Annotated in this window: 13 protein-coding genes, 1 tRNA gene and 1 pseudogene; 5 read left to right on the top strand and 10 right to left on the bottom strand. The window is 56.3% G+C overall.

The features are described from left to right. Positions 1–37: 37 nt before the first annotated feature. Positions 38–577: an ATP-dependent protease subunit HslV gene (gene hslV, locus DY250_RS07530; RefSeq protein ID WP_006985110.1), complete on the bottom strand. Its 540-nt coding sequence runs from the start codon at positions 575–577 to the stop codon at positions 38–40. Positions 578–692: 115 nt separating this feature from the next. Here hslV and DY250_RS07525 point away from each other — a divergent pair, with 115 nt between their 5' ends. Continuing rightward, complete coding sequence (locus DY250_RS07525) at positions 693–1,532, top strand: pilin (protein WP_172542272.1); 840 nt, start codon at positions 693–695, stop codon at positions 1,530–1,532. Positions 1,533–2,053: 521 nt separating this feature from the next. Here DY250_RS07525 and DY250_RS07520 read toward each other — a convergent pair. The 4 genes from DY250_RS07520 to DY250_RS07505 form a co-directional block, all read right to left on the bottom strand. Then, positions 2,054–2,719: a SanA/YdcF family protein gene (locus DY250_RS07520; RefSeq protein WP_115611755.1), complete on the bottom strand. Its 666-nt coding sequence runs from the start codon at positions 2,717–2,719 to the stop codon at positions 2,054–2,056. A gap of 201 nt (positions 2,720–2,920) precedes the next feature. Further along, the gene (locus DY250_RS07515) at positions 2,921–3,229 is read right to left on the bottom strand and encodes a hypothetical protein (RefSeq protein ID WP_115611754.1); all 309 of its coding nucleotides are present in this window, start codon (positions 3,227–3,229) and stop codon (positions 2,921–2,923) included. Positions 3,230–3,309: 80 nt separating this feature from the next. After that, positions 3,310–4,302, bottom strand: a complete 993-nt coding sequence (locus tag DY250_RS07510; protein ID WP_245951065.1) for a hypothetical protein — start codon at positions 4,300–4,302, stop codon at positions 3,310–3,312. 143 nt (positions 4,303–4,445) lie between these two features. Further along, positions 4,446–5,216, bottom strand: a complete 771-nt coding sequence (locus DY250_RS07505; protein ID WP_115611752.1) for an SDR family NAD(P)-dependent oxidoreductase — start codon at positions 5,214–5,216, stop codon at positions 4,446–4,448. 165 nt (positions 5,217–5,381) lie between these two features. Here DY250_RS07505 and DY250_RS07500 point away from each other — a divergent pair, with 165 nt between their 5' ends. Then, on the top strand, positions 5,382–6,299 hold the full coding sequence (locus DY250_RS07500; protein WP_115611751.1) for a DMT family transporter: 918 nt from the start codon (positions 5,382–5,384) through the stop codon (positions 6,297–6,299). 41 nt (positions 6,300–6,340) lie between these two features. Here DY250_RS07500 and DY250_RS07495 read toward each other — a convergent pair whose 3' ends face one another. After that, positions 6,341–7,471 (bottom strand): hypothetical protein, encoded by a 1,131-nt coding sequence (locus DY250_RS07495; protein WP_147293485.1) that lies wholly within the window; start codon positions 7,469–7,471, stop codon positions 6,341–6,343. A 223-nt stretch (positions 7,472–7,694) separates the two neighbouring features. Between DY250_RS07495 and DY250_RS07490 the strand changes: the two genes are divergently transcribed. The 3 genes from DY250_RS07490 (at position 7,695) to DY250_RS07480 (ending at position 9,788) form a co-directional block, all read left to right on the top strand. Continuing rightward, positions 7,695–8,915 carry a solute carrier family 23 protein gene (locus tag DY250_RS07490; protein ID WP_115612797.1) on the top strand — a complete coding sequence of 407 codons (1,221 nt, stop codon included), beginning with the start codon at positions 7,695–7,697 and terminating at the stop codon, positions 8,913–8,915. A gap of 8 nt (positions 8,916–8,923) precedes the next feature. Continuing rightward, on the top strand, positions 8,924–9,655 hold the full coding sequence (locus DY250_RS07485) for a nitroreductase family protein (RefSeq protein ID WP_115611749.1): 732 nt from the start codon (positions 8,924–8,926) through the stop codon (positions 9,653–9,655). A 46-nt stretch (positions 9,656–9,701) separates the two neighbouring features. Beyond that, positions 9,702–9,788, top strand: a tRNA-Leu gene (locus DY250_RS07480). A gap of 290 nt (positions 9,789–10,078) precedes the next feature. Here the strand turns inward: DY250_RS07480 and DY250_RS15110 are convergent. From DY250_RS15110 to DY250_RS07460, 4 genes and pseudogenes are all read right to left on the bottom strand, one after another. Continuing rightward, a complete protein-coding gene (locus DY250_RS15110; protein WP_115611748.1) occupies positions 10,079–10,324 on the bottom strand; it encodes an IS1 family transposase in 246 nt (81 codons plus the stop codon). Positions 10,325–10,571: 247 nt separating this feature from the next. Beyond that, on the bottom strand, positions 10,572–11,225 hold the full coding sequence (locus DY250_RS07470; RefSeq protein WP_115611747.1) for an IS1595 family transposase: 654 nt from the start codon (positions 11,223–11,225) through the stop codon (positions 10,572–10,574). Between the two features lie 210 nt (positions 11,226–11,435). Further along, positions 11,436–12,136 (bottom strand): annotated as a pseudogene (locus DY250_RS07465) (subtype B tannase); the annotation flags it as partial. A 21-nt stretch (positions 12,137–12,157) separates the two neighbouring features. Continuing rightward, positions 12,158–13,585, bottom strand: a complete 1,428-nt coding sequence (locus DY250_RS07460) for a glycoside hydrolase family 32 protein (RefSeq protein WP_115611746.1) — start codon at positions 13,583–13,585, stop codon at positions 12,158–12,160. Between the last annotated feature and the right edge of the window lie 2 nt (positions 13,586–13,587).

Raw genomic sequence — 13,587 nt, 5'->3', positions numbered from 1 at the left:
GGCGTCATGTTGAGGTGTGTCCATGTGGGGGCCTGGTTTAGCCTTTCAGTTCGTCGGTGATGATGTTGTGGTTGGTATAGACGCAGATGTCGCTCGCGATTTCGAGGCTCTTGCGGGCGATGGTGAGCGCGTCCATCTCGGTGTTGTGATACAGCGCGCGTGCGGCGGAAAGGGCAAACATCCCGCCGGAGCCGATGGCGGCGATGCTGTCTTCCGGTTCAACCACGTCGCCGTTGCCGGAGAGAATGAGGGTGCTGGTTTCGTCGGCGACGATGAGCATCGCTTCCAGGCGGCGCAACATGCGGTCAGTACGCCAGTCTTTGGCGAGCTCGACCGCTGCGCGCAGCAGTTGCCCATCTTGTTCTTCCAGCTTGCCTTCAAAGCGCTCGAAAAGGGTGAAGGCATCAGCGGTACCGCCGGCGAATCCGGCGAGGATGCGGTTTTTGTAGAGACGGCGGATTTTGCGCGCGTTGCCCTTCATGATGGTGTTGCCGAGCGAGACCTGGCCGTCGCCGGCGATGGCGACGTGGCGACCACGACGGACAGAGAGGATGGTGGTGGAATGTGCGTCAAACATGATGTGCCTTGGGTTGGTGAATGTCCTGCCGTTTTGGGGGCGGGTAGGGCGCTTTCAAGTTTTTGCACGGTATGGGTATGATGCGGCGAATCCTCAACCCAATATGGAGTGCATCATGGCAAAAAACATCTACCCCCTTGGCCTCGCTGTTTTACTTGCTCTCGCGCCAACCGCTTATGCGGCGGATACGCAGGATATTGAGAAGGGCAAGGAACAGGTAAAAGAAGCAGGCTTTTTTATTGGCCAACAAATAGAAGTTATCGAGAACAACTCCCGCTATGGCGATATGCCGGCAGATAATGCCACTGCGGGTTTAGCTGCTGCCGAAGACCTCAACAACAAATACATCAGGGAAATCAAAATAGGTGAAACCCTATTTGGTGACAAAATGCCGGGGGCAGTTACCGCTACTTTTTATAATGACGAACCTACCATTCCAGAATTACGAGGCAAGAAAATTTCAATAATGCCTATTAATAGTAGATATCAAAGTTGCGCATCTAATATAGAGAGCCTGTATTTTCCTAAAGAGATGTCTGTTTGTGCATACATTACTAATAAAAAAGAGCTCAAAACCTATAACGACCATATTCTCATGAAAGATCAGACTGCTGAAATGCATAAACTTGCCAGCAGCCTAAGAGCTGATGTAACTGAAACGCGTGGAAATAAAGGAGTATGGCCGGAAGATAATAAAACTTCTGGTTTGGCCGAACCTTTCGATATCCGTGGAAAATATGTCAAAGAAGTCAGGGTTGGCGTCAATTTATCTGGCGATAAGCAGCCAGGGGTAATTACAGCAACTTTGTATAACGAAGAACCTGTTGCTCCAGAATTGCGTGGCAAGAAATTGTCTTATGTGCCAAGCGTAAAAGACGGTGCATATCAATGGGATTGTGTATCCAATATAGACAGCCAATATCTGCCTGAGCATTGTCGCCATGTTGATAAATAAAGCTATCTTTCAAATAAAAAAGCAGGCATCCGCCTGCTTTTTTATTCCCGTACGGCTTTGTGCATGATAAAAGCACACCCCGTGCGCTTGGCGTGCCCAGTATTTCCGCCGCTTGGCGGTGTTTCTTCCGTACCGCTCAAGAATGCAAAAAGCAGGCTTACGCCTGCTCGGTGGGCTGAAGCCCACCCTACGCGGGCCCAATATTTCCGCCGCTTGGCGGTGTTTCTTCCGTACCGCTCAAGAACGCAAAAACAGGCTTATGCCTGCTCGGTGGGCTGAAACCCACTCTACGCGGGCCCAATATTTCCGCCGCTTGGCGTTGTTTCTTCCGTACCGCTCAAGAACGCAAAAAGCAGGCTTGCGCCTGCTCGGTGGGCTGAAGCCCACCCTACGCGGGCCCAATATTTCCGCTGCTTGGCGGTGTTTCTTCCGTACCGCTCAAGAACGCAAAAAGCAGGCTTGCGCCTGCTCGGTGGGCTGAAGTTCATCCTACGCTGCCCCAGTTACACCACTTGACGCCGTTATTGTTGTTGTGTCGTGTCAGTGGCGGGCGGAAAGGGAATCGGGTCGCCGTAATGGCGTGCTTCGGTGCCGCGCAGTAAGTCCCACACGGCGCGCAGGCGGGCGGCAATTTCCCGCACCTGGGTTTTCAAGCGGTATTTGACGGCGCCGGGGTTGGCGGCGTTGTAGGCGATAACCTGCTGACCATTTTTGCGGGCCAGGAAGACGGCGCGCGCGTTATGAAAGGGCTGGCTGACGATAATGTAGTCGCGGTTGCCGAAGACTTTGTCGGCGCGCAGGACGCTATCGAGCGTGCGCAGGCCGGCGTAGTCGGGCTGAATGCGCTCCGCCGGCACGCCCGCATTGATGAGGTCATTGCGCATTTGCGCCGGTTCGTTGTAGGTGAGGGTGCGGTTGTCGCCGCTGACGATGAAGTACTGCGCCTTGCCACGTCGGTACAGTTCGGCGGCGGCATTGATGCGGGCGCGGTAGTAGAGGTTGATGCGACCGTCGGTGGTGTATTTGGCGGTGCCGAGGACGACGGCGAGCGGACGGGCGGGGAGGGCGTCAATGTCGTCATACAGATAGGGGCGGCTACTCACAGTTATCCACGCGTAACACAGCGCCGGGATGAGGATGGCAATAGCGAGTAGGGCAAGCAGGATGTAGTAAATGCGGCGTATCACGGGAATCTCCTTGGGGTGCTAATGGTAGCGGTTTTGGTGGCGATCTGAAAAGTATGCCGGGTTAGAAGGGCCGAAAAAGAGTCGCAGAGCGTCCAGTCTGTGTGTGATAAAAATTCGCCAAGCGACATAAATTCCGGGCCGTCAAGCGGTGAGATTTCAGCGCTGCGCGGGTGTTTGCTGCCCCTATCGTCAGCACTGCCATCAGCCGCTCTTCTTCGCAGGCGCCATCATATGCGTGTCTTCCAGATAGAACGCTTTGCTTTTCCGATGGCCAAAAGAGGGCTCTATAGAAGCGCAGATACACCAATCATTTATGGGTAAAAAGCGCTGTTCACAGCGACAGGAAAGTGCCGTCTTGGCCTTTGACGGCAAGGTATCTTTGCGCCCAACGAGGTTAAGGGTTGGGCGGACAAGCATCGCGGTGAGGATGCCGGCGAGGTAATCCGCTCCTGCTTTGTGCCAGGGAGGGTGTTGCTTGAAGAAGTCGGAAAACCCGCTGGAAATTGGCATGCTGTTCGGCGTTCAAATCTTACACCTTGCTATATTTTTTAGCGGCTTTCCTTTCTTTATTGTGTGCAAAGATAAGATATTTATTCACGCAATTCTGCTTGAAATCCCTGGATAAACTGCACCGCTTTATTCTGAATAGTTTGCCATTGCGCTAAATTCTGCCTCGGATACATCATGGAAATACGGATTTTCATAGGCGGGGGAAAATTAAAGTCATGTGTACAAGGTGGAGATTTTACATCATCATTTGCACATTTTATGATGGTTTGCACGTTGCCCTGTTCGTCCCTGAAGACAAACATATCTTCAGCACGCCAATGTTCTCGAAGTGGACGCTGTGTTTTAGGATCTGTTCCCCCATTTATGTAAAGGGCCAATCCATATATCTTCTCGCCAGTATTGACATATGGGATCGATGATATTTTCGCTAAATGTAAGCTGCTATCAAAATAATCATCCAAAGCGTGCGGATTGGTTCCATAGCGGGAGCCTGCACTGATATTGAGGGAAACCCAATCATCGCCTCCCCGCCTGCGCTCAGTATCGTATTCCTGGCGTAAAGTGGGATCATTCCTGTCATAAAGCACAGAATCATGATTGCGGAAATCGAATCCCAAAGACTCAATAATGGCTTGATAATTGCGTGTGGGCGGGTCGTAGGTACGCAATTTTTCCGGATCAAAACCGGGTGAATCATCGTATTCCACAAGCTCAACGATCGAAGGCGGCAGGTTGACCGGTACGCCGCCGAGGTTACCGATGATGTAGGGTTGCCCGTATTTATCTTTTGGCGCATCGTCCGGCTGCTGGTTGGCCGCGCCGTGCATGGCGCGGGCGAGGTTGCCCATGTCCTCGGCGGTGATGTTCGGCGTCTCAGCGGCAGCGGCAGCGGAGTTTGCCGCCGCTGCGGTAGCGGCAGTCTGCGGTGCGGGCTTTGCGGTTTTTTCTGCTGGCGCTTTGTCGCAGGCGGTGAGCAAGGCAGCAGAAGCCAGGCACAAGGCGAGCAGCAGCGGTTTGCAGGTGGTGTGGGTAGGTTTGCTTGTCATGCGGTGTCCTTGAAGGTTGGTTTTCAAGCGGTCTCGGTGTGGGGGTTAGTGTATAGCCTTGCTACACGACAAGACGCCTTCCCCGGTGGGGAGGAGGAATTTGCGGACTCGCGGAGCCCGCGCTTTCGCAGGATGCCGCCAGCGAGCTGGGATTTTTGTCGTGTATCCAGTTATTTGCGGTTGAAGAATTTTACGGTGAGCCAATCGCCGAGGCGCGGCGCCAGCGGGTAAAGGCGGGCGGCGATTTCCATCAGGCGGGGCCGGTTAATTTCGCGCACGTTTTTGTCAATGGCGGCGACGGTGAGCGCGGCGATGCGCTCCGGGTCGAGCAGCCAGAAACGGCCCAGTTTTTTCTGATAACTGCCGCCAGGATCGGCGGTGTCAAAAAACGGTGTAGCCATCGGCCCTGGGTTGACGGTGGTCACGGTGATGCCGCTGCCGCGCAGTTCGAGGCGTAAGGCGTTGGCATAACCCAGCAGGGCGTGCTTGCTTGCGGCATAGACGGCTGCTTTCGGTGTGGCAATTTTTCCTGCCTGCGAGGCGATAAAGATGAGCTGACCGCTACCGCGTGCCTGCATGGGCGGTAGCAGCGCAGCGCTGATTTGCATCGCCGCCAACACGTTCAGGCGCAGCATGGCGCTGTTTTCCGCGTCATTACAAGCGGTTGCTTCTTTGAAGAGCCCGAAACCGGCGTTATTGATGAGCACGTCCACCGGTGGCAGGGCGGCAAGCCAAGCGGCGACGGCGGCGCTGTCGGCAAGGTCAAGCGGGTAGATGGTGACTTCTGCCGCACCCGTCTGACGGCAGCTGTCGGCAACTTGTTGCAAGGCATCCGCACGGCGGGCGGTGAGGAGCAGGCGGTGCCCACGAGCGGCGGCGTGGCGGGCGATGGCGGCACCGAGTCCGGCAGAAGCGCCGGTGATGAGGAGGGTTTTGGACATGGGGTCTTCCGGGGTGATAGATGTGGCGAGTATATAGCGGCTTCCCCGGCGCAGCGGCGTATAGCCGTGCCAAACTGGATTGATACGGCGTTGGCGCGCCGCCTTGTCGCAATTCCTATTTGAAACGGCTATACAATAGCGTGCGTCATCCTACGCTTCCCGCTTATGAAATCTCCGCTCAAAGGCTTCTTCCTCTCACTGGTCACCGCTGTGATGTGGGGCGCCCTGCCGCTTATCATGCAGCAGGTGCTGACCGTGATGCACCCGCAGACGGTCGTCGCCAGTCGTTTTCTCGCTGCTGCCCTGATTCTCGGCGTATTTTTGCAGCGCCGCCAGCGCCTGCCGTCCTGGCGGACCTTAAGTCAGCCACGCTACGGCTGGCTGTTGCTGGTGGGGGTTGTCGGCCTGGTCGGCAATTTCTGGCTGTTCAGCACCGCACTGCTGTTTCTGCCCGCCGCTGCCTCGCAGGTGCTGGCGCAGTTGTCACCGTTTTTCCTGCTCTTTGCCGGGGTGTTTTTCTTGAGGGAACCGCTGGGGCGCAATCAGCGAATCGGCGCCGCCATTCTCTTTAGTGGCATCCTGCTTTTTTTCAACCGCGAGTTGCCGACGCTGTTCGCCGGCGGTTTGGGCGGGAAATCGCTGGGGATCCTTCTCAGTGTCGCCGCCTGCCTTGTCTGGACCTGCTACGGGCTGGCACAGAAAATCCTGCTGCGTGATTTTCCCGCGCAACAGATTCTCTTTGTCCTCTACTGCGGCAGCGCGCTGGCCGCCGCGCCGTTTGCCACCTGGGATGAATTGCAGGCGCTGGACGGCTATCAGTGGCTCTGCCTGCTGTTTTGCTGCCTGAATACGCCGATTGCCTATGGTGCCTTTGCCGAGGCGCTTAATTATTGGGAGGTCAGCAAGGTCTCCACGACGATTACCCTGGTGCCGCTCTTTACCATCGCTTTCGCCGCTCTCGGTCACTGGCTGCAACCGCAACGCTTCGCGGCGGCTGATGTGAACCTGCTTGCCGCCGTCGGTGCGGCGCTGGTCGTTTCCGGCGCGATTTGTTCGGCCTTGCAACAGCGGCAGAAGAGATAAAAATCCCTCCCGGCAAATAATCCGGCTGTGTTGGTGCCGCCTTATCGGGAAGATTCGTTTATCCGCGAACCGGGCAGCGGTAATGCCACTACCTGCCATGTTTCTTTTTCATGATTAAAGCGGGGATGACGCAGGAAATAGAGTTTGCCGTCTTCGCGTCGATAGCCTTGCGGCAGCGGTGCGGCAGGATTGCGCAGGGCAGCGAAGGCGCGCAGGTAGCGGTTCACATTGAGCAAGCGTGCCTGATAAAAGCGGCTGTCCGGCCGGCCCATCCGGCACAGGGGATTGAGCGGTGAGCAATAGCGCGGCCATTTATCCAGCGTCGGCTGCAGCACTTCATCCCGTCTGACGGCGGCCAGCATGGCTGGCGCGCAGTATTTTGTGTTTTCGACCAGATATTGCGTCTCGGCTTGCCGCATCAGAATGAAATAGAGCGCTTTTTCCGCAATATCCCGCTGCCTGTCCGCGATGATGGCGGCATCGTCGTGGCGCATGATGTGCCGGAATTCCAGCCAGTCGCTGTACATCAGCGGGCAAAGGGCGAGGGCCTCCTGTGGCAACAGTTGCAATTCATCACACAATGCGGGCCACGGCGTCTCTGGCGGTAATTCCGCCCGCATCTGTGCCAGCAGGGCAATGTTGCGTTCGACCAGTCCGGCCCCGCCGATGCTGCCGAGGAATATGCCCTGACTGCGTACCAGGCGCATGCCCAATAGCGCGCCCCGACAGGCACCGTGCTGCGCCGTCTCTGTCTCACCGGCGGCAAAACGGTAGGCGTTCAGGCTGACCGCCTCAACCAGCAAGCGGAACGATGGTGATTTTTCCGTTGCATACTCTTCTACTGTGGGTGGGCGGAAATAGGCGTAAGCCAGTAACGTTTCCAGGGGCTCATCCCGCTTCTGCAAGGAAACGGCGACCGCTCGGTATGCGTCCAGGTGTTCCCGCGCCCAAGCGAGACAGTCATCTGTCTCGCGCGGGCAGAGAGGGACGACATCCTGTGGCCAGCGTTCTTGCGGCCAATCCTTTGGCAAGGCGTGGTAACCATTGTCCCCCGTTACCGGTGTCCGTGCTGCTGCCAGCTCTGCCTCCAATGTGGCATCGGGTTGTTCTCCGGGCCAATACACAGCAAAGAAAAAAGCGATGCCGAGTACATGATAAATCGCTGAAAGCATGACTTCCTCCTGTTGGGATGATGGCAGAGTATGGCAAAACCGTCTGATGGTGTAGGGCAGGGTAAGGCACTACAGGCGGGAATATCGCACGTTTTCAGACCTTGCAGAAACGCTGCTCCTTGTCAGATGGTGGGGCGAGGTTATGCTTTATTCGCCGTTTGGTTCGCTCATGCGTGAGCGTATAATGCCGCCGCTTTTTTTCAAGGGGTTTTATATGCAACAAATGAAAGAAATCTTGGTGGGCGCGCAGATGCTGTTTGTCGCCTTCGGGGCGCTGGTGCTGGTGCCGCTGCTCACCGGCATCAGTCCAGCGGTGGCGCTGTTATCGGCCGGTATCGGGACGCTATGTTTTCAGTTTTTTACAGGTCGGCAGGTGCCGATTTTTTTGGGCTCGTCGTTTGCTTTCATCGCACCGCTGTCGCTCGCCATCGGGCAGTGGGGACTGGCAGCGACGCAGGGCGCGATTATCGCGGTATCACTGGTGTATCTGCTGCTGGCACTGCTGGTACGCCAGCTCGGCACGGGTTTTATTGACCGCCTTTTCCCGCCGATTGTGGTTGCGCCGGTGATTATGGTCATCGGCCTTTCGCTCGCGCCTGCCGCCGCCAATATGGCGATGGGGTTGTCTGGCGACGGCGGTACGGTGCTGTTTGCCAAGGGGCCGGCGCTTGTGGTCGCGATAGTGGCGCTACTGGTGACGATTGTGATCGCCCTCTACACCAGCGGCTTGACCAAGTTGCTCGCAGTATTTGCCGGCATTGTCGCGGGCTATATCTGCGCCTTTGCGCTGGGGCTGACCAGTTTCGCCGCCGTGCGCGATGCCGCCTGGCTGCAACTGCCGCCTGTCACGCCGCCTGCGTTTGATATCAACGCGATTTTATTCCTGCTGCCGGTCGCACTTGCCCCTGCCATTGAACATATTGGCGATATCGCCGTCATCAGCCAGGTCTGCGACAAGCCGTTTTTGCAAAAACCGGGACTGCACAAAACACTGGCAGGCGACGGTATCGCTATTGCCATTGCCGGTTGTCTTGGCGGGCCACCGGTAACGACGTATTCGGAAGTCACTGGCGCAGTGTCCATCACTGGTGCGAAACAGCCGCGCATCATGATTTATGCGGCGCTCACCGCCATCGTGCTGGCTTTTTCCGGCAAGCTGGAAGCGCTGTTGCGCCAGATGCCGACACCGATTATGGGCGGCATCATGCTGCTGCTTTTCGGCTCGATTGCGGCGATGGGTGCGCGTTCGCTGCTCGCGCCGAATGCCCGTGTGCGCAGTGAGCGCAGCGTCATCATCATTGCGGTTACGCTGGTCGCCGGGCTTGGCCATTTATCCATTGACCTCGGCCCTGTGCATCTGGAAGGCATCGGCCTCTCGGCCATCATTGCCATTATCTTGAATCTCGCCCTGCCGCAACCCACGGATGACGGCAATGCGAACTAGGGATTTTTATGCTGCTTGATCTACTGAAGCACCGCCGTGCGGTGCGCCATTTCGACGCGGATAAACCGCTGGACAGCGCTACCGTCCGTCACTGTCTCGAACAGGCGCAACTCGCGCCCAGCAGTTCCAACCTGCAACTCTACGAGTTCTATCACATCACCGGAAAAGCGACACTCGAAGCCCTCGCCACGGCCTGCCTCAGCCAGCAGGCGGCAACAACCGCGACACAGATGGTGGTTTTTGTCTGTCGCCAGGATTTATACCGCCAGCGCACTCAGGCGATGTTTGCACTGGAAAGCGAAAATCTGCGCCGCCACAGCCCGCCGGACAAACTGGAAAAACGGCTGAAAGCCAACGTTGGTTACTACGGCAAATTTCTACCATTTCTCTACGCACGTGATTTCGGCTTGCTGGGACCGCTGCGCAAGGTACTGTTCGGCACGGTGGCACTGTTCCGGCCGATGTACCGCGATTGCGGCGAAGCGGATATACGCGTAGTTGTGCACAAGAGCTGTGGTCTTGCCGCACAGACGTTCATGCTGGCAATGAGCGAGGCGGGCTACGACACCTGTCCGCTGGAAGGGCTGGACAGTGGCCGTGTCAAAAAAATCCTCGGCCTGCCGCGCGGCGCGGAAATCAACATGATCGTCGCCTGCGGTATCCGCAAGGAAGGGCATGGTATCTGGGGCGACCGCCAGCGCCTGCCATTTGCCGAGGTGTACCGCGAACGCACCGACTGACGCCGCTTGACATTGTACGGGTAGCCGCTATGATGCCGCCCGCGTTGCCCGGATGGCGAAATTGGTAGACGCAAGGGACTTAAAATCCCTCGGTAGCGATACCGTGCCGGTTCAAGTCCGGCTCCGGGCACCAATAAAGCATGTATAACATGCTGTTTTATAAGATTTATTCTGAATTACAAAGATGGTGGGGACAAATCAGGGGCTGTAAGCCCCGAACCCTGCCAATATTTATGCCTTTCTCACGGCTTCGTAGGGAAGCGATGAAATCACCATGACGTGTTCAACTGTTGGTGGTGGCCTGAAATGTATTCTGCTTAGAATTCGAGCAGGTTTGACAGATTCTCCCAACAGTGAAAACAAAGGAAATTTTCCTTCATATTTATCTGCCTGCACTATTGACAGATTTGCTGAGCATACTTTTTAAAACACCACCTTCGATTTTTCACTACCAAATATTTCAACAAAACTCTGCCATTTATCCATCGCGATATTCCAATAAGTAACCTTTAGCGCGTTTAAACGCGCTTCCAATTCCCTCACGGTGGCAATATCCCTCTTTCCCCAGGCATAAGCCACTATCTCGCCGCCACTACGGTCATAAGCGTAGATAAGCCATACCTTGTTCTTCTTGCTGCCAACAAAAGTCCAAAGCTCGTCAACTTCCAAAGAGTCATAATGATTTTCTTAGGGAGAACATGATGTTGTGATATTTTTAGTACCTTCTGAACTTTGTACCTGCTGCATCCCGTTATTTCAGAAATATCACGAATGCCACAATTGCGGACAAGCATTTTGAGGATAGTTCGATCTATTCCTGAGTGGCATCCGGGATAAGTCAAATTGTGGTCGCCAACAAATTGGCGATTGCAATCTCTGCAAAGATAATTTTGTTTGGGGCTGTACTAGATTAGTCCTAAATTTCACACCAATCACGCAGCGTTTTTAGCTGCTGGGACGGCGTACCGAAGTTAAACCGAAATTCACATTCTTTCAAGAACAGTGGGAAAGATTTGCGGTCAATGCCGTTGTATTTGCGCAGTACACGCTTCGCTTGGTTCCAAAAATTTTCAATGCCGTTGATATGATTCTGGCGCTCGGCAAACGCTTTGCAATGGTTAATGCGGTGATGGATAAAACCGCTCACATCCAGTTTGTCATAACTGCTCAGGCTGTCTGTATAAACAATACTGTCAGGCATGATTTTCTTCTTGATAACAGGTAGTAAGCTTTCAGACTTGGCATTGTCCACCACAACCGTATAGACCCGTCCGTTGCGTTTCAGAATGCCGAAGACAACAACTTTTTCTGCCGCACCGCGACCACGTCTGCCCTTGCGACGTCCGCCGAAATAGCTTTCGTCTAATTCGACAGAACCATCAAAAACTTCATCGGCAGCCAAGGTCAAACGATGGCTGATAACCATACGAATTTTGCGGTAGAACAGGACTGCTGAATTGGGATGGATAGCCAAAATATCGGCGGCGGAACGTGCAGTAACTTCTAGCACAAAAAAACGGAGTAGTTCTTTCTGTACTTTTTTCTTTAATTTGCAGTGTGTTATCTTCATTTTTGGAGGGTAACATATCTGCTAATCTAGTACAGCCCCTTTTGTTTACCGTCGTGCTTAGTACCATTTTTCTTCATACTCTGCCCGTGGCAACGGGGGCAACAGAGCGTTGATTGTATTTTCACAGAGACAAAATAACGCATCTGCCCGTTGCCTTTTTAGTTCCTGTTTACCGACATTCCTGTCAGCATACTTTTCAGGACACCACCCCCATTCGTAGGCGCTGTCGGCATGGTCAAGGATACTGATGGGGCAGTAGGCGGATACGGCGTAGATGTCATCCGGAGCATTCGCTGCGCCGAGGGTTTTCAGGGCAGCGTCGTAGTCGGGGCGTTGCCGCTAGCGCCGAGCAGGATGGAGAGGGCACCGCCCGCGCTGGTGCCGTTGCTGATGATTTTGCTGGCATCGCCTGCCATGTTGGCGTCGTTGTGCTTGGGGTAACGCACCGCTGCTTTGAGGTCGATGATGGCGACGGGCGCTTTGCCGTCGGCGCTGGTACGGCCGCGTGCGCCGGGTGAGGCGACGATGTAGCCTTTGGTCAGCGCGGTTTGCATGGCGTCCGCTCCTTCTTTTTTCGGGCCGAGACCGCTGACGCCGGGGACGACGGCGCTGGCGGGCATGTAGCCGCCGATTTGGTTCGGCAGGTAGATGGGCGCGGTGACGGTGGTGTAGCCGTTGATGCTGTCGCCGTTGTAGTAGGCGGCGGGGATGTAGATGTTGATGGTTTGGTGTGCGGCGTCCACGGGGTTGGCGACGTAGGGGATGTTTTCGTAGGCGCGGTAGGTGATGGTTTCGCCGTTGACGGTAGCGGTTTTTTCGCTGTATTGAGCGGGGTCGAAGTCAAGGCTTGCACCACTGGCGAGGGTGGCGCTACCGAAGGCGAGAGCGGTGAAGAGCGGTTTGCGGCTCATGGAGACTCTTCTTTGTGGCGTTCAAGCTTTGTGGAGCGGGTAGGTGGTGATTTGCACGCTGTCGGCGGCGGCGAGGTGCAGGTCGGTTGCGTCCGGAGCGGGGTAGAGGGCGGCGGTCATGGTCGCTTCGCCGTCGTTAAGGAAAATTTCCAGCGATGAGGTGTCGGAATAGAGTTGCAGGCGGCGCAGGTCGCGCAGGGCGAGGCGGCGGATGTGCCCGCCTTTGCCGGGGGCGTCTTTTTCGGGTTCGGGCAAGGCGCCGCTTTGGCTGCGGTCGAGGATGACGGCTTCGCCGTTGTAGGTGAGGACGGTTTTTTCCCGCGCCGAAGCGCGCAGGGTGAGGATGAAGGGCTGGTTGTCGGGGTTATCCAGGATGAGTTCGTAATGCACGCCGTCATGTGTGCCGCTGTCACGCAGTTGGGTGAGGTTCGGATGCGGGCGCTGGCGCAGTTGGCCGTTTTCGACGGTGAGCACGCGCGGCAGGGTGAGGCAGTGCGCCCAGCCGTCGCGCGCGCTGGGGCAGATGGTGTCCGGCAGGCCCATCCAGGCGATGAGCAGGCGTTCGCCGTTCGCGCCAAGGCTGCTTTGCGGCGCGTAGTAGTCAAAGCCGTGGTCGAGTTCGCGGAAGCCATCGTGCGTGAAGCGGCAGGCGGTTTTGTCGAAGTGGCCGATGAGGTAGCCGCTCTGGTAGAGGTTGCGGCAATTGTCGCCATCGGCAGGCAGGCCCTGCGGGCAGTAGGTGAGGATGTCGTGGTCGTCAAGCGGGAAGTAGTCGGGACATTCCCACATGTAGCCGAAGGCGGGTTGGGCGGTGTCGATTTCACCGTGCAATTGCCAGTCGCGCGCGTCTTTTGAGGTGAGATACAGCGCGGTACCGCTCAGGTCTGCGCGCTGCGCGCCAAGGATAATGCCGTAGCTGCCGTCTGCTTCGCGCCAAATTTTCGGATCGCGGACGTGTTCGGTATAGCCTCCCGGTGCGCCTTTGAGGAAGGGTTCGTCTTTGCGCAGGTGGTTGTGCGTATCGAGGTGGGCGGTGAGTTGGTAGGGGATACGCGTCCAGTCCGCTTCGCGGTGGTTGCCGGTGTAGGCGATGAGCAGTTCGTCGCCGTCGGCGATGGCGCTACCGCTGTAGGCACCGTGGCTATCCCAATCGCTGTCGGGGGCGATACCGGTGCCGTGGTCGGTGTAGTGGACGAGGTTGGTGCTGCTCAGGTGGCGCCAGTATTTGAGGCCGTGCACCGGGCCGAGCGGGAACCATTGGTAGAAGAGGTGGTAGGCGCCCTGCCAATAGCTGAAGCCGTTTGGGTCGTTGAGCAGACCGGCGGGTGGTTGGATATGGTAGTGTTGCCGCCACGGGCTGGTCTCGGCTTCGGCGCAGAGGGCCTCGTAGCGGGCGAGGGTGGCGGCGGTAAGCGGGGTGTAGCGGGCGTCGCGGGTCCAGGTGGTCATGG

The organism is Cardiobacterium valvarum (genome assembly GCF_900460955.1).
In the GTDB taxonomy this organism is placed as follows: domain Bacteria; phylum Pseudomonadota; class Gammaproteobacteria; order Cardiobacteriales; family Cardiobacteriaceae; genus Cardiobacterium; species Cardiobacterium valvarum.
The sequence above is the reverse complement of the archived record's forward strand: the minus strand, read 5'-3'. Positions and strand labels throughout refer to the sequence as shown.

Excerpts from the sequence above, each read along its gene's own strand:
- hslV (WP_006985110.1), bottom strand. The coding sequence starts at position 577 with ATGTTTGACGCACATTCCACCACCATCCTCTCTGTCCGTCGTGGTCGC.
- DY250_RS07525 (WP_172542272.1), top strand. The coding sequence starts at position 693 with ATGGCAAAAAACATCTACCCCCTTGGCCTCGCTGTTTTACTTGCTCTC.
- DY250_RS07515 (WP_115611754.1), bottom strand. The coding sequence starts at position 3,229 with ATGCCAATTTCCAGCGGGTTTTCCGACTTCTTCAAGCAACACCCTCCC.
- DY250_RS07505 (WP_115611752.1), bottom strand. The coding sequence starts at position 5,216 with ATGTCCAAAACCCTCCTCATCACCGGCGCTTCTGCCGGACTCGGTGCC.
- DY250_RS07500 (WP_115611751.1), top strand. The coding sequence starts at position 5,382 with ATGAAATCTCCGCTCAAAGGCTTCTTCCTCTCACTGGTCACCGCTGTG.
- DY250_RS07495 (WP_147293485.1), bottom strand. The coding sequence starts at position 7,471 with ATGCTTTCAGCGATTTATCATGTACTCGGCATCGCTTTTTTCTTTGCT.
- DY250_RS07490 (WP_115612797.1), top strand. The coding sequence starts at position 7,695 with ATGAAAGAAATCTTGGTGGGCGCGCAGATGCTGTTTGTCGCCTTCGGG.
- DY250_RS07485 (WP_115611749.1), top strand. The coding sequence starts at position 8,924 with ATGCTGCTTGATCTACTGAAGCACCGCCGTGCGGTGCGCCATTTCGAC.
- DY250_RS07470 (WP_115611747.1), bottom strand. The coding sequence starts at position 11,225 with ATGAAGATAACACACTGCAAATTAAAGAAAAAAGTACAGAAAGAACTA.
- DY250_RS07460 (WP_115611746.1), bottom strand. The coding sequence starts at position 13,585 with ATGACCACCTGGACCCGCGACGCCCGCTACACCCCGCTTACCGCCGCC.